This window comes from Stieleria sedimenti (assembly GCF_025060895.1).
Classification (GTDB): Bacteria; Planctomycetota; Planctomycetia; order Pirellulales; family Pirellulaceae; genus Stieleria; species Stieleria sedimenti.
Map to the genome: position 1 here is coordinate 1 of NZ_JANZKV010000170.1, position 21,397 is coordinate 21,397.

A 21,397-nucleotide genomic window follows, 5' to 3' on the forward strand; every position below is an offset into this window, starting at 1 on the left:
AACTTAGCGGTATTGGGCTCTAGCCCGGAGTGCGCGGCTCGCCGTCCGCTGCAGCCCTCACTGTTTCCCAGTCAATACTGGAAACCGAGCGATGCGGCTTGCACGATCAGACCGCGACGACGCTGGGGCAAACCGTCCAGAAACGGCTCCATCTGGTCGCCGTAGGCTCGTTCGGCGTACTGACAGCTAACGATCCGCTTGCCGCGGGGCGATCGGGCGTAGACGAAGACATTGAATTCAGCGATGTCACCTTGCCACGTCGCGAAGTCGATGCCGCTCCTCGAGCCATCCTCGCTGTGCCAGATCGCGTAAGGTGCCTGCGGGTTGATCTCCAATAGTGAATCGGCCATGGCCTCTGCCATCGCAGCCGGCTCGGCATCGATCGGTTGGTCGCGAAAGGCGATCATCTTGCTCCAACGCTCCAACGTCTCGCCCTCGGGGACGTATTCGTTCAGGGTTCCCGACGATTCTTTGTCGGCGACAAACTTCAGTGCGAAAACCTGTCCGTTCAAGTCAAACGAAGTCGGTGGTGAAACATTCGTTACACCCACGCCCGTCGATCGCGACGACACCAGCGTGGCTTCCGCCGGGATCGACGCTTGATCATGGTCCACCGCTCCACCGAGGGCCGCGACGAACGCCAGCAAGAAGACGATTCCGACCATCAGTGCGATCGGGCCCACAAACAGGACCATCAAGGTGATCAGCAGCCAATTGCGTCGCGGTTTGGCCGGCACGTCGACTGCCATGGGAGCGGTGTAGGGAGTCGGATCGCAGTCGGTCGGCGTCGGGTGATTCATGGTTGTCGTAGTGGTGCAGCTGGGAAGAACCCGGGCACCCAAACCGATGCTCGGTATGGAAACCTAGCTCAACGCTTCAATCAGCGGGCCGAAGGGCAAGGAAAACCCCCACCCTGACAGAAATAGGTCCTGATGCGACAGTTCACTCTTGCACACGCTTCCACGTGACGACCGCCGGCTTGCTGTCGTCGGCGATCAGCATGCCTCGAACCTCGACGAATGTGTCGTCGGTCACTCGATAGATGTAAGACTGCGGTGCGTTTGCTGTGCGTCCCCGGTTTGCCCCGGCGGTGAATCGGTTGTTGAAAAACGTAAAGATCCGCACCTTGCCGGTGGTCTCCAAGCGGAACTCGGATGTCTTCGATTCGACGACTCGGTCATCGCTACTCGTGATCGTCAGCGTCGTTTCGTTGCCGCGATGTTCCTTGGTCATCGTGTACGTGCCCGCATCGGTTTTCACGGTCCGGACCCACGTTCCTTGAACCTCGGCCAGGTCTGCGGGAGAAAATTGCGGCGGCTCGGTTTTCTGGGGAGAGCTCGAAGGGACTTCGGCGAGAGTGGACCCGCAGACACAGACGCAGGCGACCAGGCAGAGTTGGGTGATGTGTTTCATGATGAATCGGGGGCAGGGTGAAAGGAGGCAGATCAACATGGGGCAGAATGATGAAGGCACCGGGGGCGGGGGGCAAGACGATGAGGGGCAAAACGATGGGACGTCCGATCGGACGCTGAGTCGAGTTCCGTCGGTTCTCTCATGATTCTGCCCCGAATCATTCTGCCATTTCTCTCGCGAAATCTGCTTCTGACTCTTTTCACTTTGTCGACCCTTTTTCGTTCGTCTTGATGAAGACGGCGGCGAGACGTTTGCGATATGTTGATTCCTGTTCGCCGTCTCGATCCAAAGGCGGAGCGATTGGGCGGGTGGGCATATAACCGTGAACCAAGTACCGGGGGAGTCAAACAGTGGCAGATGGAATCATTGATCCGGCCGAGACCGGCAAAACGGCTTGGACGGAAGCGTGCGTGGATACCGAGTGCTTCATGCTCGGACTCAAGAAACGCAATACGGGACAGAAGCTGTTTCATCAAGCGGTGCGTGAGTTCATCGAATCGGTGATGCCCTTCGTGCAGCAGAACCCGCAATATCAGAAGGCTCAGATTCTCGAACGCATGACCGAGCCGGATCGGATCGTCATCTTTCGCGTCACCTGGGAAGATGACGCAGGGAATGTTCGCGTCAACCGCGCATGGCGCGTTCAATTCAACAACTCCATCGGGCCTTACAAGGGCGGCCTGCGATTCCATCCCAACGTCAACCTTGGCGAACTGAAGTTCTTGGGCTTCGAACAGACCTTCAAGAACTCGTTGACGGGGTTGCCGATGGGAGGTGCCAAGGGCGGAGCCAATTTCAACCCGAAAGGCAAGAGCGATCGCGAAGTGATGCGTTTCTGTCAATCGTTGATGATCGAACTGCATCGGCATATCGGCGAAGACACCGACATTCCCGCCGGTGACATCGGTGTCGGCGCGCGAGAAATCAGCTACTTGTTCGGCCAATACAAACGGCTGCAAAATCGGTTCGTCGGAGTGCTGACGGGCAAGGGGCTGGCGTTCGGCGGAAGCCTGGTGCGCACCGAAGCCACCGGGTACGGCTGTGTCTATTTTTGCGAGAACATGCTGAACCATTCCGGTGACAGCATCAAAGGGAAAACGTGCGCCGTGTCGGGTTCGGGGAACGTCGCGATCTATGCCGCTGAGAAGGCGCACGAGTTGGGCGGAAAGGTGGTCACGATGTCTGATTCAGCAGGATTCATACACGATCCGGCGGGAATTGATGCCGAGAAACTTGCATTTCTCAAGAACCTGAAAGAGGTTCGCCGAGGGCGGATTGCCGAGTACGAGGAAAAGTACAAGGAGGCGAGCTTTTACGCCGGCCAGCGACCATGGGGTGTTCCCTGTGACGTGGCATTCCCGTGCGCGACACAGAATGAACTGAACGTCGACGAGGCGAAAACGCTGATCGGCAACGGTGTGAAGGCCGTTTCTGAAGGTGCGAACATGCCGACCGAGTTGGCCGGTGTCCACGCCTTTCTCGATGCACGCGTCTTGTTCGGCCCGGCCAAGGCTGCCAATGCCGGCGGCGTCGCGGTTTCCGGTTTGGAACAAAGCCAAAACGCAGTGCGGATGTCGTGGGGGCGGGACGAAGTCGATAGTCGGCTGAAAACGATCATGCGTGAAATCCACGCCAAGTGCGTCTCCAACGGAGATGCCGACGGCTACACCAACTACGTCCGCGGCGCCAATCTCGCCGGCTTTCAAAAGGTCGCCGACGCCATGTTGGCCTACGGCGTCGTGTGAGCGGATGGCGGAAAAGGAGGCAGGATAATACGGGGCAGAATGATGAAGACAGGGCGCGCGGCAAAACAATAAGGGGCAACACGATGACGCATCCCGTTGGAGGCTGAGTCGGGCATCCTCGATTCTCCCATTATTCTGCCCCAAATCATTCTGCCATCTCCCGCGAAATCTGCTCTTGGCCACCTTTCGTTTGCCGCTTGGCACGCGCCCTGGATGGGCGGGGGGTGCCCCTTGGTCAATGAGCCAAAAGCAAGACAATCGGATTGACCGGTGTGATTGACGGATCCACAGCCCACGTTTTTTGCCGGCACAGAGCGAATCGGACCTACATTTCAAGAACGTGGTCACCGCATTTCCGCACTCTGTCGAGCCGAACTTCATGCTCTGGTCGATTTCAAATTGGCTCTCTCGCGCCTCGTCTTCCGATCGGTCATCGAAAGGGGCGGGAAAATACCTACTCGATGCAGCGGTTCTTGAAAAACGACTGCTATTCAGTGCGACTCCGATCACGCCGCCGGTCGTCGACGATGTGGAGGTGGACTCTGGGCAGGCGGAGCCGTTGGTGGTCGACGTCGCCACCTCGACATCAACCTCGAGCTCAACATCCGGCGGGTCAGAATCAAATGACGGACAACGGACATCTCGATTGCAGTTGGTCTTCGTCGACGCGGGGGTCGAGGATCACCAACAGCTGATCGATGACTTGCGCGCGAGCAATGATGCTGCGGATCTGGAAATCTACTTGCTCGACGGGTCACGTGACGGCGTCGAGCAGATCAGCGAGATCTTGAGCGGCTACGAAGACGTGGACGCCATTCATCTGTTGTCTCACGGGAACGATGCCAAGTTGCGTCTGGGCAACTCGACGCTGGATGGCGGAAACCTGGCCGGGTACGCCGGCGACTTTGCCCATTGGCAGGCGTCGCTGACCGACGAAGCGGACTTGCTGTTGTACGGATGCGAGCTGGCGGAAACGGATTCGGGCGTGGCGATGTTGGAAGCCCTTGCGGCATTGACCGGCGCGGATGTGGCAGCGTCCACCGACGACACCGGACATGCATCGCTGGGCGGCGACTGGGATCTGGAATTTCGTTCAGGCAACATCGAATCGAGGGTGTTACTGAGTGACTTCGCCGGACCCAGTTGGATAGGATTACTGACGACGCCGGAGATATCACCAACCAGCGAACTGTTGGTCAACTCGACAACGACAGGCGTTCAAACGCTTTACAACGCACACCAGGCCGTTGCGGTCGATGGTCTTGGCAATACGATCGTCGCCTGGGTCGATGCCGCCTACGACGGAAGCGGTACGGCGGTGATGGCCCAGCGATTCGACTCCTCGGGTTCAAAACTGGGCGTCGAGTTTCAAGTCAACGTCAGTACCCCCGGTGATCAGACGCTTCCGGTTGTCACGGCCGACGACACCGGACGGTTTGCCATCGCCTTCGTTTCCTCCGACGCGGATGGAACGGGCATTTATGTCCGGCGGTTTGATGCATCCGGAACGGCGATCGACAGCGCGGACATCTTGGTCAACGCGGGACAGGAATCGGGGAATCAAACCAACGCCTCGATTGCGAGTAACAGCGCGAATCAGATTGTGATCTCGTGGGAAAGTGACGGAGCATCAGAAGGCATCTACGCCCGGAACTTTGATTTCACATCCACACCGGTCGGCGATCAACTGGCAACGACCTTGCTGACCGTTGATACGGTTGCCACCGCGACGGACGCCGCAATCGACATCAATGATGGTGGCCGATTTGTGGTTGTTTGGAAGGACGGCGCCGACCTTTACGGTCGCAAGTACGAATATGGTTCGGGGACTGCGGTGGCGAGCAAACTGGATCTAAATGTCGCCGGCTCGGACGGGAGCCAGGTTACGGTCGCTGTGATGCCCAGTGACAATTACGTCATCGCGTATCGCGAAAACAAGGCGGGGGAGGAAGGGATTTGGCAGCGTCTGATTCAAGACGACGACGTCATGTCTACTCCCGACGATGTGAGTTGGACGACCCAAAGTGTCGAGCCCTCGATCGCAATGGATGAGGCCGGGAATTACATCATTAGCTACACGGCGGCGGACCAGAATGGCGTGGGGGCTTTTTACAGAACCTACGATTCCTCCAATGTCTCGATCTCCGGCGAGCTGCAGGCCAGTGTGACGGGAGGCCAGACGCAGGAAAACGCATCGGTGGCGATGCACGATCTCAACAATTTTGTGGTTGCGTGGAGTGGCAAAGGTGACCAAGTCGGGCACGAAGACGGCTCCGGCATTTTTCTTCGCCAATACGGGACGACCGGAGCCAACACGGCCCCCGTCGCTGACTTGACCGCCGGTGCACCGTACACGATCAACGAAGGCGACTCGCTTACACTGGACGGGTCCAACTCTTCGGACGCCGACGGCGACACGTTGTCCTACGCTTGGGATTTGGACAACGACGGACTCTTTGGCGAGACCAACGAACCCTTGACCGCGACCGCGGTGGTCAATTGGGCGACGCTCGCCAGTTTCGGAATCAACGACAACGGCACGCACACGATTGGTCTGCGAGTCGATGACGGCCGCGGTGGAATCGAGACACAGACGACGACCGTCACCGTGCAAAATTCGGCACCGGCCTTGTCGGCCACGGGCAACGCAAGCGTCCTTCAAAACGCCACGTACACGTTGAATCTGGCGGCGACGGATCCCGGCGATGACACGCTGACTCAATGGCGCGTCGATTGGGGTGATGGTACGAATAATGTGTATGCAGGTTCGGCGACCAGCGTGACACACACCTACACCGTTGCGGGATTGACGCACAATATTCTGGTTTCTGCGACCGACGAGGATGGGACTTGGATGTCCGGCGATCTGTTTTTGACGACCAATAACTCGAATCCTGTCTATCGCTATGATGCTTCGACCGGCGCATACGAAACCGTGATCGGCAGCTCGCCGGCACTTCAGGGCGGCGGCGGGGTCGAGATCGGTCCCGACGGGCTGCTCTACGTGGGCGGGAAATTCTCCGACAACGTCCGACGCTATGATCCCGACTCGGGGGCGTTTGTCAGTGAATTCATCAGTGCGGGCAGCGGCGGGATCGACCATCCCACGGGATTGGCCTTTGGTCCCGACGGCAATCTCTATGTCGCCAGCCGATCGACCGACCAGGTCCTTCGCTACGACGGTACGACAGGCGCGTTCATCGATGTGTTTGTCACTGCAGGGCTGGGAGGCATGGATCGGCCGAGCGATTTGATGTTCGGTCCGGACGGACATCTGTATGTGGCAAGTGACTTTTCCGACAGCATTCTTCGCTACAACGGTACGACAGGCGCGTTCATCGACGCGTTTATTGTCACCGGCGCCGGTGGGCTCAATGGACCGCGGGGATTCGATTTCGGCCCCGACGGACATCTGTACGTCGGCTCGGCCAATAGCAACGCGGTGCTGAAGTATGACGGGACGAGCGGCGCGTCCTTGGGAACCTTCGTCACCAGCGGACTGGGAGGTCTTGACGGTCCCGGCGGAATCCGTTGGGGGGCCGATGGCAATCTGTATGTCGTCAGCAGTGACCAAGCGGAACTGATTCGATACGACAGCGCGGGAAACTACATCGATACCATTGTTTCCAGCGGCGACGGACTGACGCTGACCGACAAACTGACGTTCACGCCGGCGCACCAAGTCACCGTTGTGACCAGCAATGTCGCTCCGCTGGCGACAAACATGAACCAGGTGATCGGGTATACCGAAGACGACTCGACCGTCGCGATCAATGATATCGTGGTGACGGATGCTGACAGCGGAGAGACAATCACCGCCACGCTGACGTTGAATTTGCCCGCCACGGGTGCGCTGACGACGGGGACGTTCGGGGCATCGACCAGCACCTATGTCACCGGAACGGGCGTCTGGCAGGTCAGCGGAACGGTCACCGACGTCAACGCCGCCCTGGCCGCCGTGGCCTTTACCCCGGCCACCGACAACGACGTCAACTCGCAGATCACCGTTCACATCGAAGATGCCGTCACAGCCGGGCCCGCCGATGGACTGATTCAGCTGAACGTCACGGCCCAAAACGATGCCCCAGACATCGATTTGGATGCCGATGATTCGAGTGGGGCCACTGGATCCGGCTACAACGCTGCGTTTGTCGAAGGGGCTGGAGCGGTCCGGATCGCCGACCTGGCTGACGCCGTCATCGATGATGTCGACAACGCCAATCTGACGTCGTTAACCGTCACCATCACCAACATCCAAGACGGTGCCAGCGAAGTGTTGACCTTTGACACCAGCGGAACCAGCATCCTGGGCAGTTACGCCGCCGGCGTGCTGTCGCTGACCAATTCCGACTCGGTCGCCAACTATCAGCAAGTCTTGCGATCGATTCGCTACGAAAATCTGTCCCAAACTCCCAATACGACGACGCGCGTGCTGAGCATTTCGGTTGGCGACGGAACGGCCAGTACCGGAATCGTCTCCAATCTCACCGTCACGGCGACCAACAACGCCCCCGCGTTGGACTTGGACGCAAATGATTCCAGCGGCGAAAGCGGGGCGGACTATGGGGCAACCTTCGTCGAGGGTGGTGGAGCGGTCCTGATCGCCGACGCGGCCGACGCCGTACTGACGGACGTCGATTCCACCAATCTGACCTCGCTGGTCGTCACGATCACCAACCCTCATGATGGGGTTGCTGAGACTTTGACCGCCGACACGACGGGGACCAGCATCGGGGCCAGTTTCTCCGGGGGCGTCCTGTCGCTTTCAGGTTCCGACAGCGTTGCCAATTACCAACAAGTTCTTCGTACCATTCGGTACAACAATTTATCCGCAGCGCCCCACCCATCCACGCGTGTTATCCATTTTGTTGCCAACGATGGATCCGCCAATGGCAATAAGGGGAGTGCAATCGTGGGCATCAGCGCTGTCAACAACGCCCCGGTCCTAGACCTGGATGCCAACGACTCCAGCGGTGCGACCGGCGCCGACTTTAACGTGGCATTCATCGAAGGCGGTGGCGCCGTGCGGATCGCTGACTCCATGGATGCAGACCTGAGTGACTTGGACAGCGGCAGCCTTTCGTCATTGACCATCACCATCACCAACTTGCTTGGCGGCATCGCCGAATCGCTGAGTGCCGACACCAGCGGGACCTCAATCTCAGCGACCTACCTGGCCGGAACGCTGACACTGACGGGAGTCGATTCGGTCGCGAACTACGAACAGGTGTTGCGGACGGTGCGGTATGACAACATCTCACTGGTCCCCAACCCGACGACGCGGGTGATTCAGTTTGTCGCCAATGACGGGGCGGCCAACAGCAACATCGCGACGGCCAGGGTGTCGATCACGACGACCAACAATGCGCCCACCCTGGACCTGGACGCCAACGATTCAAGCGGAACGGGCGGCACTGGATTCCAGACAACCTATGTCGAAGGCGGCGGTGCCGTGCGAATCAGTGATTTTTCAGACGCCAACCTCAACGACGTCGACTCGGCGAATTTGACTTCATTGACCGCGACCCTGATCAATCCGCTGGACGGGAGCAGTGAATCCTTGTCCGCCGATACTTCGGGAACCAGTATCACCGCCTCCTACGCCGGTGGAACCCTGACGCTGACGGGAACCGATTCGGTCGCCAATTATCAACAAGTGTTACGATCGATTCGCTACCTGAATACATCAGTGTCGCCCAACACGACGGCACGCGTCATTGACATCGTCGCCAACGATGGGATTTCCGCCAGCAACGTGGCGAACGCGACGATCAGCGTCACCTCGATCAACTCTGCCCCAACGATCAACGCGCCGGGAACGCAGACGCCGACAGAAGACACGCCCTGGTCGATCAATGGGATCAGCGTCAGCGATACCGACATCGGTGCGGGGATGGTGCAATTCGCCATGAATGTCGCTCGCGGGACCTTGACCCTGGACACCACGGTCGCCGGTGGCGTCACCGCGTCGGACATTGTTGGCAACGGCAGTTCATCAGTGACCGTCACCGCGACGCTCGCCCAGTTGAACACGACGCTGGCCGCCGCCAATGGGCTGACGTATCTGGGCAACCCGAATGTCAACGGCGTCGACACGCTTTCACTCAAAGCGAGCGATTTGATCGTGTCGACAACCGAGACGGTCAACATCAACATCCTGAGCGTCAACGATTCACCGGTTGCGGTAAACGACCAATTCACGATGTATCCGGACAGCAAGTTGACCGTCGGGGCAGGTGGATTGTTGGCGAACGATTTTGACGTCGACGGAAACGCGATCAGCGTCGTTCCCGTCAGTGGGCCTTCCTCTGGAACGTTGACGTTGGGGGCTGACGGATCCTTTCAATTCATACCGGTCGCCTCGTTCTCTGGATTCGTCACCTTTTCTTATGCCGTCACCGATGGCTCTGCGACGAGCGCGCCCGCGACGGTGGTGATCGAAGTGCTGTTGCCGATCAGTCCGGCCGACCTTGCCAGTGCGAATGCCGAACCGGAGCCCGAGAAAGTCCCCGAAGAACCGCCGGCCGAAGAAGAAAGCGACGAGGAAACAGAGCCGGTGGAAGAAACGTACACCCCAGTGACCGTGATGGGGCCAGAGCCTGATGCGCCGTTGGTCGATCTAGGACGTGGCGTTGTCCAAACCAGAGCCGAAGAAATTCTGACGATCAGCGTGATCCCGCAGCGGCTGGCAGAACGGACCGAAACCGAGCAGCGTCACGACGAAAGCCGCGGTTCGTCCCCGACGCAAGTCGACCACGTCGGTCGTATGCGTCATTCGGACTCGATACGATCGACCGGTTCGGTGCTTGGAATTGGGCGGTTCGACAGCAAACTGCTGTGGAGCGACATGGAAGACATGCAAGGCGAAATCAACGAGGGATTTAACACACCCTACGTCTTTGCAGGATCCTTCGCGGGCGTCTCAAGTGCTCTTTCCGTCGGCTACGTCGTCTGGACGGTCCGCGGCGGTCTGTTGGCGACCAGCTTGTTGGCGCACCTGCCGGCATGGAGCTTCGTCGATCCGCTGCTGGTCCTCGACGAACTGGATGACGAGGACGAGGCCGACGATGACTCATTGGCAGAGATGCTCGACAAAAGCGAAAGCGAACGAGAAAAAAACGAGTCGGCAGAATCAGAGGTGGAGGCTTCGGCTCTCTGATCAATCAGATGGGGAGACAAGGAGACAAGAAGGATTGGGACACGGTCTGCCACTTCATCGTTTTGCCAGCCCTGTCGCCAAGGCCGGCGTCTGGCGATGGCGGCGATGCGACTGTGGAAAGCCATCGATGATCGCCAAGCCGGTAGCGAGCGACGTCGTCACGCATCGCGATCGCCACGGCACGATTCAACTTCAGATGTGTTCATTCCGATCACGGAACTAAGCAGTGCAATCCCATTCCCGGCCACTTTCCGTTCGTTACGGAGGACTAGAGATTGCCGTCGAACGCTTGCTGCAGCGTCTCGATGTCGAGTTTTTTCATTTGCCACAAGGACTCGAACATCCGTTGAATCGCCGCTGCGTCACCGCTGTCGAGCCAATCCCGAAACCGCGATGGCACGATTTGCCATGACGTGCCGAACTTGTCTTGCAGCCAGCCGCAGGCGACCTCGTTGCCTCCGTCGGCTGTCAATCCGTCCCACATGGCGTCGATTTCGTCCTGCGACTCGCAGGCCAACACCAGTGAAAATGCCGGGCTGAATTTCCAGTTCTGCCCCGCGTTGAGCGCGACGAAGGTCGTTCCTGCCAGCTCAAATTCGACCGACAACACGGCGTCATTTAGAGGAGTCTTGACGGTCTGCAGAACCTTCCCGTCTGGCAGCAGCGAGACGTAAAACGACGCCGCTTCTTCGGCCCGGTCGATATACGAGAGACACGGCGTGAGCTTTTGTTTGAATTGCATGTTTGGATTCTAGGTGGGTGAGTGGAGGCCGATCACATTGCCTTTGGTGTCGATCGCCGACGCGATGAATCCGCAAGGGCCGATGGAGAATTGGGGTTTGTGGATTTTACCGCCTGCCGATTCGACCCGAGAGGCTTCGTCGGCACAGTCTTGAAAGGAAGAGTAGACGAGCGTGCCGTTCCCCATTGGGCGCGCAGCCTTCCGCTTTCACGATTGAGCCTGCGGCCTCCAAATCCGCGGGGAACGCGAGCATCCGAAGTTCAGCGGTGGGCGCGTCAAGACGTGTCAATTCAACTTTGAACACCGCCTCATCAAACGCTTTTGCTCGATCGAGGTCTTCGACATCGATCTCCAACCAGCCGACGGGATTGCGACTCATCGTGTGACTCCAGCATCGGGTTTAGGGTTGGAGAGAGGAGTCCGTGAAACGTTCGTTTGTTGCCGAGGTACCGGCAGGGACATCGGGTTTGGGGAACAGCGGTCGAATCTCTACCGTTCCGAGTTTTGCCGGCGGCAGGCGAGCGACGATCGCAATCGCTTCATCGAGATCGTCATCGATTCTAACATGCACTCGCGTCGTTGGTCGTCGGTCCAGCAGTTCTCGTCGCCATAGATGAGCAGCATGTATTTCATTTGATTGTGTTCCGTGTTGGTGCCTATGGGGTCGAGCAAAGCGATTAAACGTCGGACGTTCGCGGCTCTCCGGGAACCATCACCATCCATCCGACGCCGAACTTGTCGGTGACCATGCCGTACTGCGGTGACCAGATCGGGGCTCTCGCTGAACCGCATCATCATGGAAACCGTCGCGCCGATCGCCTGTTGGTCGAATTCCAGAGCCTCTTCGCATCGCCCGCCGAAAAACAGATAGGGTTGCACGATGGCGTCGCTCGTTGCGATGCGATGGGCACGAAGGTTGGTCAAAAAATTAGTTGGTCAAAAAATAAGAAAAGAGACACCGCACACCAGCCGTGCTGAACCGCAGTTGTCGATTCACTGTCTCGTTGGGGTTCCCAACGAATAATCTCTGCTTCCCCCTGGCGGAACTCTTCATTTTCTGACCGCCAACGTTTTTGACCCATTCCCCGTCGTCCAACAGGCGTTTTGAATCAAATGTGGTGGCGTTCAGCGAGAAGTGTCAGAATGACCGCCTTTTGTCGTCGTGCGAGTCGAGCGATTCGTCCGGCAATCATGGTAAAGTACTGCTGCCGGACGCCGCTGACGCTTGGTGATTGCGGTCGGCGGCTGATGCAATCTCCGCGCCTCGCAACTTTCCAATCAAATCGGGATTCCTCCGACATGCGTTTTGTCTGTTTTGCCTTCTTGTTTTTGTCCCTCGTCACGACGCGTTGCGGTGCGGCCGATCGCCCAAACGTCGTCATCCTGTTGGCCGATGATTTGGGGTACCAGGACATCGGCTGTTACGGCGGTCCCGTCAAGACTCCCGTACTGGATGGCTTGGCCGATCGGGGCATGCGATTCACCAACTTTTATTCCGGGTGCGCCGTCTGTTCGCCCTCGCGCGCGACCTTGATGACCGGACGGCATCATATCCGCACCGGCGTTTATAGCTGGATTCACAACGACAGCCAGAAGTCGCATCTGCTGGAGCGCGAGGTCACGTTGGCCGAGCAGTTGCACGACGCGGGGTATGCGACGGCGCACTTCGGCAAATGGCACCTCGGTTTGCCGACCGCCGATCGCAAGAAGCCGACGCCGCGCGATCACGGATTCGATTACTGGTTCGCCACCGACAACAACGCCTTGCCGAGCCACCGCAACCCGGAGAATTTTATTCGCAATGGTGAGCCGGTGGGCGTGATGGAAGGCTATTCGTGCCAGATTGTTGTGGATGAAGCGATCGACTGGCTGGATCGGCATCGCCGACCGGACGCACCGTTTTTCTTGAACGTCTGGTTTCACGAACCGCATCAAAAGATCGCGGCACCGGATGAACTGGTTTCTCAATACGGAAAGCTAGATGAGCGTGGAGCCATTTATTCGGGGACGATCGACAACACCGATCGCGCGATCGGTCGGCTGTTTGCAAAACTCAAGAAGATGAAACAGTTTGAAAACACGCTGTTCGTTTATGCTTCGGACAACGGCAGCTACCTGGATGAACGAACCGGCGGGCTGCGAGGCCGCAAGGGAGTCAACTGGGAAGGCGGCATCCGGGTGCCGGGAATCTTTTCTTGGCCGGGAACGATTCCCGAGGGGGCCGTCGCAGAGGAGCCCGCCTGCCTGGTCGACGTCTTGCCGACGCTCTGCGGGCTGCTGCAAATCGATCCTCCGGCGGGACGCCACCTGGACGGATCGGACCTGTCGGCTGTGTTGACGGGGAACCCGACGGCATTCACTCGGCATCAACCGTTGTTCTGGCACCTACAGAAGTCGCGTCCCATCGTGGCGATGCGAGACGGTGACTACTCGCTGGTCGCGGAACCCGACTACGAGCTGTCGACGAACAACATGTTTCAGGAACAGTGGATTCCGGCCATCCGGTCGGGCGACTACCGAAATTTCCAGCTGTTTCATCTGACGCATGACCCACGCCAGCAACATGATTTGGCCGCGGAGCGGACTGAGGTGTTGGAACGGTTGAAAAAGAAACTCTTGGAGATCAACGCCAGTGTGATGGCTGACGGCGCGGACTGGAACGATCGCTGAATCCTGTGTCGATCCAGCCAAAACGCTCAGAACAGAGCTTTCCCCGGCAAGCAAGCGGATTGCCTACAATACGCTTTTGGGAGTTCTGAAACGACTCGCCCCCTCCTTTTCCGGATCAGCGGAGTTGGACGCACGACATGGATTTTTGGGACCATCTGTTCGATAGCGATTACAAGCGACGTGCCGACATTGAGAAGCTAAAACGCTCGGCCCGGCGACGTAGCGCCGCACGCTCCCACGATATTCAGCAAGTCGATCAGCAAGCCAAGCGAATCGATCAGCTGGAACAGCATGTCGGTGAACTCGCACTGCTCTGCCGGAGCCTGCTGACCGTCCTACGCGAGAATCGCCTCGTCGAGCCGGAGCAGTTTCAGGAGGTGATGAATCGAATCGATGCGGAGGACGGTGTCGTGGACGGCATGGTCACGCCCCAGGAACCGCCAGACGATCCGGCACAGCCGCCCGAGATCCGTGCCTGGTGAGTCGTTATCAAAGCGACCCTCCGCACACGGGAGGGTGACTTCGAGTCTTGCGATTCGTGGTCACACCCATGTTCACCCGTGGCTGTCCGTTTGGAGCGTCGCGGGTCCCTCAATTGGCCGGTTTGGCGGTAAGTTGTGCCGTTTTTCTCGGGTTTTCCGCTGGTCTCGGCAGCAGTCCGCGGGCCTCTTGGAGGTTTCGTCAGTTTTCTTGTGAAGAACGGTTGACGGCCACGGCTGTCGGCTCTATCTTCCCGCCTCGCTCGTGAGTGACCGCCCGCCGCAGAGTTCTGCGGCGGGCGGCTGCTAACGCAGCGTCCTTCGACTGCACCTTATCGGGGTGGGGCCGGAGAACTGATTTTTGACAATTTGGTTGTTTGGTAATTGGCATCAGTAATCTGCCGATCAGTTCATCGAATTGATCGGCGACTACAAAGTTCTTCGGAATAAGCGTTGCCAGTGTCGGCTCATCGGGTTCCTTAACCCTGGTGGATCGGTGCTGGCTAATAGAAGCGAATCTGACAGGATTCTGTGCGAATACTGAATTGATTGGTTGTGGCATCGCACTGCGGTGTTGTGACGAATCATTCCAGTCATGTGATATCGTTATGGTGATTAGCATCAACGACGAGTTGCGATTCTTGGCGTCGGATTGACTCGGCTTCAGCCGTGGTTGGTTCGAGTGTTGAGTTCGGGATTTCGTTGGCCAATCTACCAAGGGCACATGGGGGATGCCTTGGCATTAAGAGTGTGGGCGTGGAAGTCTGCGAAATGCCTGGGGGAGTTGACAAACAAGCGATGATCCCGGGATACCCAATCCAACCTGGTGAACTGAAACATCTAAGTAACCAGAGGAAGAGAAAGAAAAATCGATTCCGTCAGTAGCGGCGAGCGAAATCGGAACAGCCCAAACCGGAAGGGTTTCCCTTCCGGGGTTGTAGGACTGCAATATCGAATTGTGTGTTGTTAGTGGAAGGTTCAGGAAAGTTCCGCCACAGAGGGTGACAGTCCCGTACACGAAAATAAACACACATCGTAGCAGCACCTGAGTAGGTCCAGTCACGTGAAACCTGGACTGAACCCGCGGGGACCATCCCGCAAGGCTAAATACTCCTTAATGACCGATAGCTAACCAGTAGCGTGAGTGAACGGTGAGAAGAACCCCTGCAAGGGGAGGACAGTGAACCTGAAACCATGTGCCTACAAGCGGTCGGAGCCCGATTTGAACGGGTGACGGCGTGCCTTTTGCATAATGATCCGGCGAGTTGTGGTATGCGGCTTGGTTAAGTGCTTCCAGCACGAAGCCCAAGGGAAACCGAGTCTGAATAGGGCGAAATTGTCGTATGCTGCAGACGCGAAAGCTGTGTGATCTACCCATGGGCAGGTTGAAGCGTGGGTTAAACTGCGTGGAGGACCGAACCCACTTAGGTTGAAAACTGAGGGGATGACCTGTGGGGAGGACTGAAAGTGTAATCAAACCAGCAGATAGCTCGTTCTCTCCGAAATATCTTGAGGGATAGCGTCGAGCCACTATTTACCGGGGGTAGAGAGACTGAATCGGATGGGGGCCCTTCCCGGGGTACCCCACCGAACCAAACTCCGAATACCGGTAAAATTATCTCGGCAGTCAGTCCCTGGGGGATAAGCTCCAGGGTCGAGAGGGAAACAACCCAGATCGCCTGCTAAGGTCCCTAAGTAATACTTAGTCACTAAGGAAGTTGAAGTGCTGTGACAGCTGGGATGTTGGCTTAGAAGCAGCCACCATTTAAAAAGTGCGTAACAGCTTACCAGTCGAGCATTTCTGCGCCGATAATGAACGGGAGTAAGTATTACACCGAAGCAGCGGGCTTGTGCCTAGCACAAGCGGTAGGAGAGCGTCGATGATCAGATACGAGCCATACGGTAACGAGTGGTGTCGGGGTCATCGAGTGATTATGCCGGAATGAGTAACGATAAAACAGGTGAGAATCCTGTTCGCCGAAAGCCTAAGGTTTCCTGGGGAAGGCAATTCCGCCCAGGGTTAGCCGGTACCTTAGTCGAGGCCGAAAGGCGTAGACGATGGACAGAAGGTCAACATTCCTTCGCCGGTTGTGTATTCGATGCAGGGACGGCGTCCAGAAAGTGAGCGGTACGAATAGAAATGTCCGTAGCGAAGGCCGAGTTGGCGGGGATTAAATCACCCGCGTAATACAAGGCGTAGCTCGAGAGCACTTAAGTTCTCGAAGTCATTGGAAGGACGTCCAAGAAAAGCTGCTAGGTTAAGCAACTGACCGTACTAAAACTGACACAGGTAGGCGAGATGAGTATTCTAAGGCGCTCGGGAGAACGGTGGTTAAGGAACTCTGCAAAATGGCCCCGTAAGTTCGCGATAAGGGGCGCCTCCGGTGGTTCACGCTGTTGGAGGCCACAGAAAATCGGCTGTAACGACTGTTTATCAAAAACACAGGTCTCTGCTAACACGCAAGTGGATGTATAGAGACTGACGCCTGCCCGGTGCTGGTAGGTTAAGGAAGACTGTTAGCGTAAGCGAAGCAGGCGACCGAAGCCCCAGTAAACGGCGGCCCTAACTATGAGGGTCCTAAGGTAGCGAAGTTCCTTGTCGGGTAAGTTCCGACCTGCATGAAAGGCGTAACGATTTCAGCACTGTCTCAACCACCGACCCGGTGAAATTGTAGTCGTGGTGAAGATGCCACGTACCCGCGGTTAGACGGAAAGACCCCGTGAACCTTTACTGTAGGCTGATATTGGGTTGAGATATGTCTTGTGTAGGATAGCTGGGAGGCTTTGAGCTCGGCACGCCAGTGTCGAAGGAGCCGTTGTTGAAATACCAGCCTGGTCATATTTTAATTCTAACTTTGATCCTGTGAATCCAGGCAAAGGACAATGTCAGTCGGGCAGTTTGACTGGGGCGGTCTCCTCCCAAAGAGTAACGGAGGAGTGCAAAGGTACACTCAGCCTGGTCGGCAATCAGGCGTAGAGCGTAAAGGTAGAAGTGTGCTTGACTGCGAGAGCCATCACTCGAGCAGGAACGAAAGTTGGCCTTAGTGATCCGGTAATCCCGAATGGAAGGGTTATCGCTCATCAGATAAAAGGTACTCCGGGGATAACAGGCTTATCGCATCCGAGCGTCCACAGCGGCGATGCGGTTTGGCACCTCGATGTCGGCTCATCACATCCTGGGGGTGTAGAAGCTCCCAAGGGTTTGGCTGTTCGCCAATGAAAGTGGTACGTGAGCTGGGTTCAGACCGTCGTGAGACAGGTCGGTCCCTATCTGCCGTGGGCGTTCGAAACTTGAAGAGATTCAACTTTAGTACGAGAGGATTTAGTTGGACGAAGCTCTGGTGTACCAGTTGTCGCGCTAGCGGCACGGCTGGATAGCTAACTTCGGAAAGGATAAACGCTGAAAGCATCTAAGCGTGAAGCCCGCTCTAAGATGAGGTTTCGTAGACAACTGTCGAAAGTCCCCTGGAAGACGACCAGGTTGATAGGCCGGATGTGTAAGCGCCGTAAGGTGTTCAGCTAACCGGTACTAACGGACGAAGGGTTGGCCATCGATATCCCGCACTCATGATTCTGTCATGCGTCGCTTCGGATAACGCATTAGGCCGAACGAACTGCCAATTTACCAAACAACCGGCCGTGTGCTGGGCGAAATATCCCTCACACGGTCCTTTGGCGACCATATCGGAAAGGTCCCACCTGTTCCCATCCCGAACACAGCAGTTAAGCTTTCCGAGCCGATGATAGTGCCCACCAGCGTGAAAGTAGGTCTCGCCATTTTTTAATTTTAAAAGCCCTTCGACGGATTGCCGTCGAAGGGTTTTTTTGGTGCGCCGATCGTACGCCCGCCCGAACGGCTGGCGGTACCACGTGGATGGTGCACTGCTATAGGACCAATGGGACTGATAGGACACATAGGTCGCATGCGTCCCATCGGTCCTATTTCCCCTTGCCAGTTCCCCTCGCTCGCCCGGAAAACCGGTCCGTGCCCGCCCAGGTGGGCCGGCGTACCGCTGGGCCGACGTGACCACAGTAAGCGACATGAACCGGTTGATTGACAACCACCGGCCGAAGGCACTACGATTGCACTAGCTCGCTAGCACACCAGGCGCGACGCCCGAATCGAATGGTCGACTGGTTACGAATTGCAATCAAGGGTGGAGAGACAATGAAGGGTACGATTGGTCTTCAGTGGTTGTTTTGCATCGTCATCGCCATCAGCCCCGTCGGTGGCCAAGAACCTACGACGGATCTTGCGTTTTCGCTACTCAGCGATTCAGCCGGCCCCGTCATGCAGGCCACCGAATCGTTCCGGCTGCGTGTGGTCGACGAAGAGGGGCAACCGATCACCGGTGCCCGCGTGACACCGTGGGCACTACGCAGCGGTCAGGGACATGGCAGTTGGAGGAGCGACGGTGAAGACCGCTCGGAAATCAAGCCGACATCGACGCGAACTGACCAAGACGGTATCGCTGTCGTTAAGTACCCGAAATTCCGCAATGTGGAAGAGCAAACGAAGACCATCGGCGTCTCCGTCTCGATCGACCATCCCGACTATGTCCTTGCAGGTTCCGTCCACCTTGATCTTCCGTATGACTTGAAGACGGCCGATCCGGTGGTGCTGAAAGCGGGCGTAGATCTGTTTGTTCGCCCCATGATTGACGGCAAGCCGGCCGACCCAAATCTGATCGTGGCCAACTGGTCGGACAGCCGTTGCTGGAAAGATCCGGGCGTGATGGAAGCGGTCGATTCGCAGACGCTGAAGTTTCCGTCCTTGGAAATCGGCGATGCCAGCGTGCTACTGATGCGAGTCCTCGATGATCAGATCACCCATTCCAGCCGGATCGTCGACGTCAATCTGAAAGCCGATCAGCGCAACGAGATCGCGGTTGACCTGAAGCCAGTCGTTCCGATCAAAGGCCAGTTGGACCCGGCGGTGCCGCGACCGATCCGTAATGGTCGCGTGGTGTGCTGGACGCTGGATCCAACAGTCGACTACGAACGCGCCGGATTTCATTCGTGGAGTCCGGTCTCCGAGAACGGCGACTTCGTGATCCCGGTGTGGCCGACGGGCGAAGCAATCCAATTGGCGGGGATCTGCGACGGATACATCGGTGTCTCGGGCGAAGCACCACCGGAGGTTTCCAATCCACGCAATCCCGACCCCTACTTGCGTGCCCAAGTGATGCGCCCGGATCAGGGCGATCCGGTCGTCTTGCGCATGGAGCCGTTACTCCGCTGTAACATCACCGTTGTGGACGAGCAAGAGCAGCCAGTCGAAGGCGTCAGGGTCGGTTCTTGGCCCAACATCCAATGGTGGAATAACGGATCTCAGGTTTACTGTGATTCACTTGTAAGTGGCGAAGACATGATCCGCGTTCGTGACGGAAAAAAAGATTACGAGGCGTTTCTCAGTGAAGAATACGGCTATCCCTTTGAAATCCAAACCGATCGCAAGGGTCAAGGCACGCTGATGCTACCGAAGGGATCACAGAGCTTGGCGGTCAAGGACGATAGATATGAATTGCCCGCCTTTCTAGGGCGTCGGTACACAAAGATAGAAATGGTCTCCGGTGAACGCTCCAAGATCACGTTGACGGTTCAGCGAAAGGGGACGGACCATTTGGGCGAGTGGGACAAACTGGCCGGCGTCGTCTTTGGATGCTCCACCCGTGAAGGGCGACGGATCTGTGCACTGCCGGAAGTGCGCGAGAAGATGGACGAATTTGCGAAGACCTTTCGAGAAGGCAAGAACCGTCAAGACCCCAAGCTGTTGGCCGAAGCCTTCACGATCGTTGCCGATGCGTTTGTGAAAGCCGGAGACCTGAACGAATCGATGAAATGGCGTAAGAAGGCAGCAGAGCAGCAGGGCAAGGTCGCACCGTAGTGGTCGGTCGCGAACTGATGGGAATAAGACCAATGCGACCGATAGGACTTATAGGTCGCATTCGTCCCATTGGTCCTATGTCCTCCTGGCCAGCACTCAGCACACCCACCCAGAAGCGCCGCCGCGCCCGCCGAAGGCGTCAGGGGACTATCCCCAGCCAACCAAGCCCCATCGTGCTTCACTACGCGACTGACATGATCTTGAAAAACTCGCGCACCCACGGTGATGTTTGCTGCTGATAGGCCATCAGATAACGGCGCCGTGTGAAGTAATAAATCGCATTGCCGCCCTGAAAAATCACGCTCAGCACGATCACGCCTCCGTAAACCGTCAGGTTCAACGCCTGGTAGAGCTGCTGGCCGTCGGAACCGAGCAACCGGGACAGTTCGGGGTTGGCACTGATGTCAGGCGCTTCGCCCAGCAGCATCCAGAGACAATAAGCGACGATCAGGGCCAGAAAGCCGACCTGATTCCAGCCCAGCCAGGTGGTCGCCGACGGGTCAAGTTTCAACAGTTTGCGACGTCCCCAGAGTTCCAAAAAGCAGACAGCCGACAGACCGACCGTGATCGCCAGTCCATCGAGTGCGAAGAAGGCGAATGGGAACGAGAGCGCGGCGATGAATCCGACTGTCCAGCCGTTGAAAGCCGCCACGCGTGCAGCGCGACGAATCGGCTTGATCAAATTCGTCGCTGCCAACAGCTCACGATAGTGGTCTTCGTTTAAAGGTCCGCCCGATGGGGACGCGATCGGTTCGGTATCCACGGCTTCCAGCTCCCGGAGAGTCTTCGGCTTCTTTTTACGAGCACCCGGAGGTTAGGGCGTGAATCCGGCGAAAGCAAGCATCGCAGCGGGTGACCAGGCGATAGTCCACTGTCTGATGTCTGCTGTCGGCCGAAGCATCAATTGGTCAAAAAAAAAACGGGATCCTCAAATGGGGGATCTGGTAGCAATCCCGCGGCGGAGGTCTTTCATTTTTTGACCAGCCCATTTTTTGACCCCCAATTCTCCCGCCGTCAGACGCAGAAATGCTTGCAGCGTGACGCGCTGCACTAACCCCGATGCACCCCGTGCATGCCAAGCATTACGGGAATGCATTGGATCCGTCGAGCAGACCAAGGGAGAATTCTGGTCCTTCGACTAGCCGGATCGTCATACTGAAAGAAACAGACGATCCGAACTTCAAGCGTCGAATTTCATCCCCACTCCCAGGAACCCCCATGACTTTTATCACTCATCTCGCTCGCGGAATGACAAGCGTTGCGGTGCTCTGCATCGGCACCACCGCGTTTGCTCAGGACTCT

At 57.3% G+C, this 21,397-nt stretch carries 11 protein-coding genes and 2 rRNA genes; 7 read left to right on the forward strand and 6 right to left on the reverse strand.

Annotation, left to right across the window (positions count from 1 at the left end):
- Positions 1 to 71: 71 nt before the first annotated feature.
- Together NZK35_RS21325 and NZK35_RS21330 are read right to left on the reverse strand one after the other, a co-directional pair.
- Entirely contained in the window at positions 72 to 800 is a 729-nt protein-coding gene (locus NZK35_RS21325) for a hypothetical protein (RefSeq protein ID WP_259634550.1), read from the reverse strand.
- A 142-nt stretch (positions 801 to 942) separates the two neighbouring features.
- On the reverse strand, positions 943 to 1,413 hold the full coding sequence (locus tag NZK35_RS21330) for a hypothetical protein (RefSeq protein ID WP_259634551.1): 471 nt from the start codon (positions 1,411 to 1,413) through the stop codon (positions 943 to 945).
- 350 nt (positions 1,414 to 1,763) lie between these two features.
- Between NZK35_RS21330 and gdhA the strand changes: the two genes are divergently transcribed.
- Together gdhA and NZK35_RS21340 are read left to right on the forward strand one after the other, a co-directional pair.
- The gene (gene gdhA, locus NZK35_RS21335; protein WP_323379650.1) at positions 1,764 to 3,158 is read left to right on the forward strand and encodes an NADP-specific glutamate dehydrogenase; all 1,395 of its coding nucleotides are present in this window, start codon (positions 1,764 to 1,766) and stop codon (positions 3,156 to 3,158) included.
- A gap of 340 nt (positions 3,159 to 3,498) precedes the next feature.
- Positions 3,499 to 10,317, forward strand: coding sequence for a DUF4347 domain-containing protein (locus NZK35_RS21340; protein ID WP_259634552.1), 6,819 nt, complete (start codon positions 3,499 to 3,501; stop codon positions 10,315 to 10,317).
- 268 nt (positions 10,318 to 10,585) lie between these two features.
- Here the strand turns inward: NZK35_RS21340 and NZK35_RS21345 are convergent, their stop codons facing one another.
- Together NZK35_RS21345 and NZK35_RS21350 are read right to left on the reverse strand one after the other, a co-directional pair.
- Positions 10,586 to 11,059 (reverse strand): VOC family protein, encoded by a 474-nt coding sequence (locus tag NZK35_RS21345; RefSeq protein ID WP_259634553.1) that lies wholly within the window; start codon positions 11,057 to 11,059, stop codon positions 10,586 to 10,588.
- Between the two features lie 489 nt (positions 11,060 to 11,548).
- Entirely contained in the window at positions 11,549 to 11,983 is a 435-nt protein-coding gene (locus NZK35_RS21350) for a VOC family protein (protein ID WP_259634554.1), read from the reverse strand.
- Between the two features lie 375 nt (positions 11,984 to 12,358).
- Between NZK35_RS21350 and NZK35_RS21355 the strand changes: the two genes are divergently transcribed.
- Both NZK35_RS21355 and NZK35_RS21360 read left to right on the forward strand, forming a co-directional pair.
- The gene (locus tag NZK35_RS21355) at positions 12,359 to 13,729 is read left to right on the forward strand and encodes a sulfatase family protein (RefSeq protein ID WP_259634555.1); all 1,371 of its coding nucleotides are present in this window, start codon (positions 12,359 to 12,361) and stop codon (positions 13,727 to 13,729) included.
- 137 nt (positions 13,730 to 13,866) lie between these two features.
- On the forward strand, positions 13,867 to 14,211 hold the full coding sequence (locus NZK35_RS21360; RefSeq protein WP_259634556.1) for a hypothetical protein: 345 nt from the start codon (positions 13,867 to 13,869) through the stop codon (positions 14,209 to 14,211).
- Positions 14,212 to 14,410: 199 nt separating this feature from the next.
- Here the strand turns inward: NZK35_RS21360 and NZK35_RS21365 are convergent, their stop codons facing one another.
- Positions 14,411 to 14,770 carry a hypothetical protein gene (locus NZK35_RS21365; RefSeq protein ID WP_259634557.1) on the reverse strand — a complete coding sequence of 120 codons (360 nt, stop codon included), beginning with the start codon at positions 14,768 to 14,770 and terminating at the stop codon, positions 14,411 to 14,413.
- 142 nt (positions 14,771 to 14,912) lie between these two features.
- On the opposite strand from NZK35_RS21365, the gene NZK35_RS21370 reads away from it, so the two are divergent.
- From NZK35_RS21370 to NZK35_RS21380, 3 genes are all read left to right on the forward strand, one after another.
- Positions 14,913 to 17,760: ribosomal RNA gene (locus tag NZK35_RS21370) — 23S ribosomal RNA — on the forward strand.
- A gap of 119 nt (positions 17,761 to 17,879) precedes the next feature.
- Positions 17,880 to 17,988: ribosomal RNA gene (rrf, locus tag NZK35_RS21375) — 5S ribosomal RNA — on the forward strand.
- A 388-nt stretch (positions 17,989 to 18,376) separates the two neighbouring features.
- Positions 18,377 to 20,095, forward strand: coding sequence for an Ig-like domain-containing protein (locus NZK35_RS21380; RefSeq protein ID WP_259634558.1), 1,719 nt, complete (start codon positions 18,377 to 18,379; stop codon positions 20,093 to 20,095).
- A gap of 181 nt (positions 20,096 to 20,276) precedes the next feature.
- Here NZK35_RS21380 and NZK35_RS21385 read toward each other — a convergent pair whose 3' ends face one another.
- Positions 20,277 to 20,858, reverse strand: coding sequence for a hypothetical protein (locus NZK35_RS21385; protein WP_259634559.1), 582 nt, complete (start codon positions 20,856 to 20,858; stop codon positions 20,277 to 20,279).
- Positions 20,859 to 21,397: the final 539 nt, after the last annotated feature.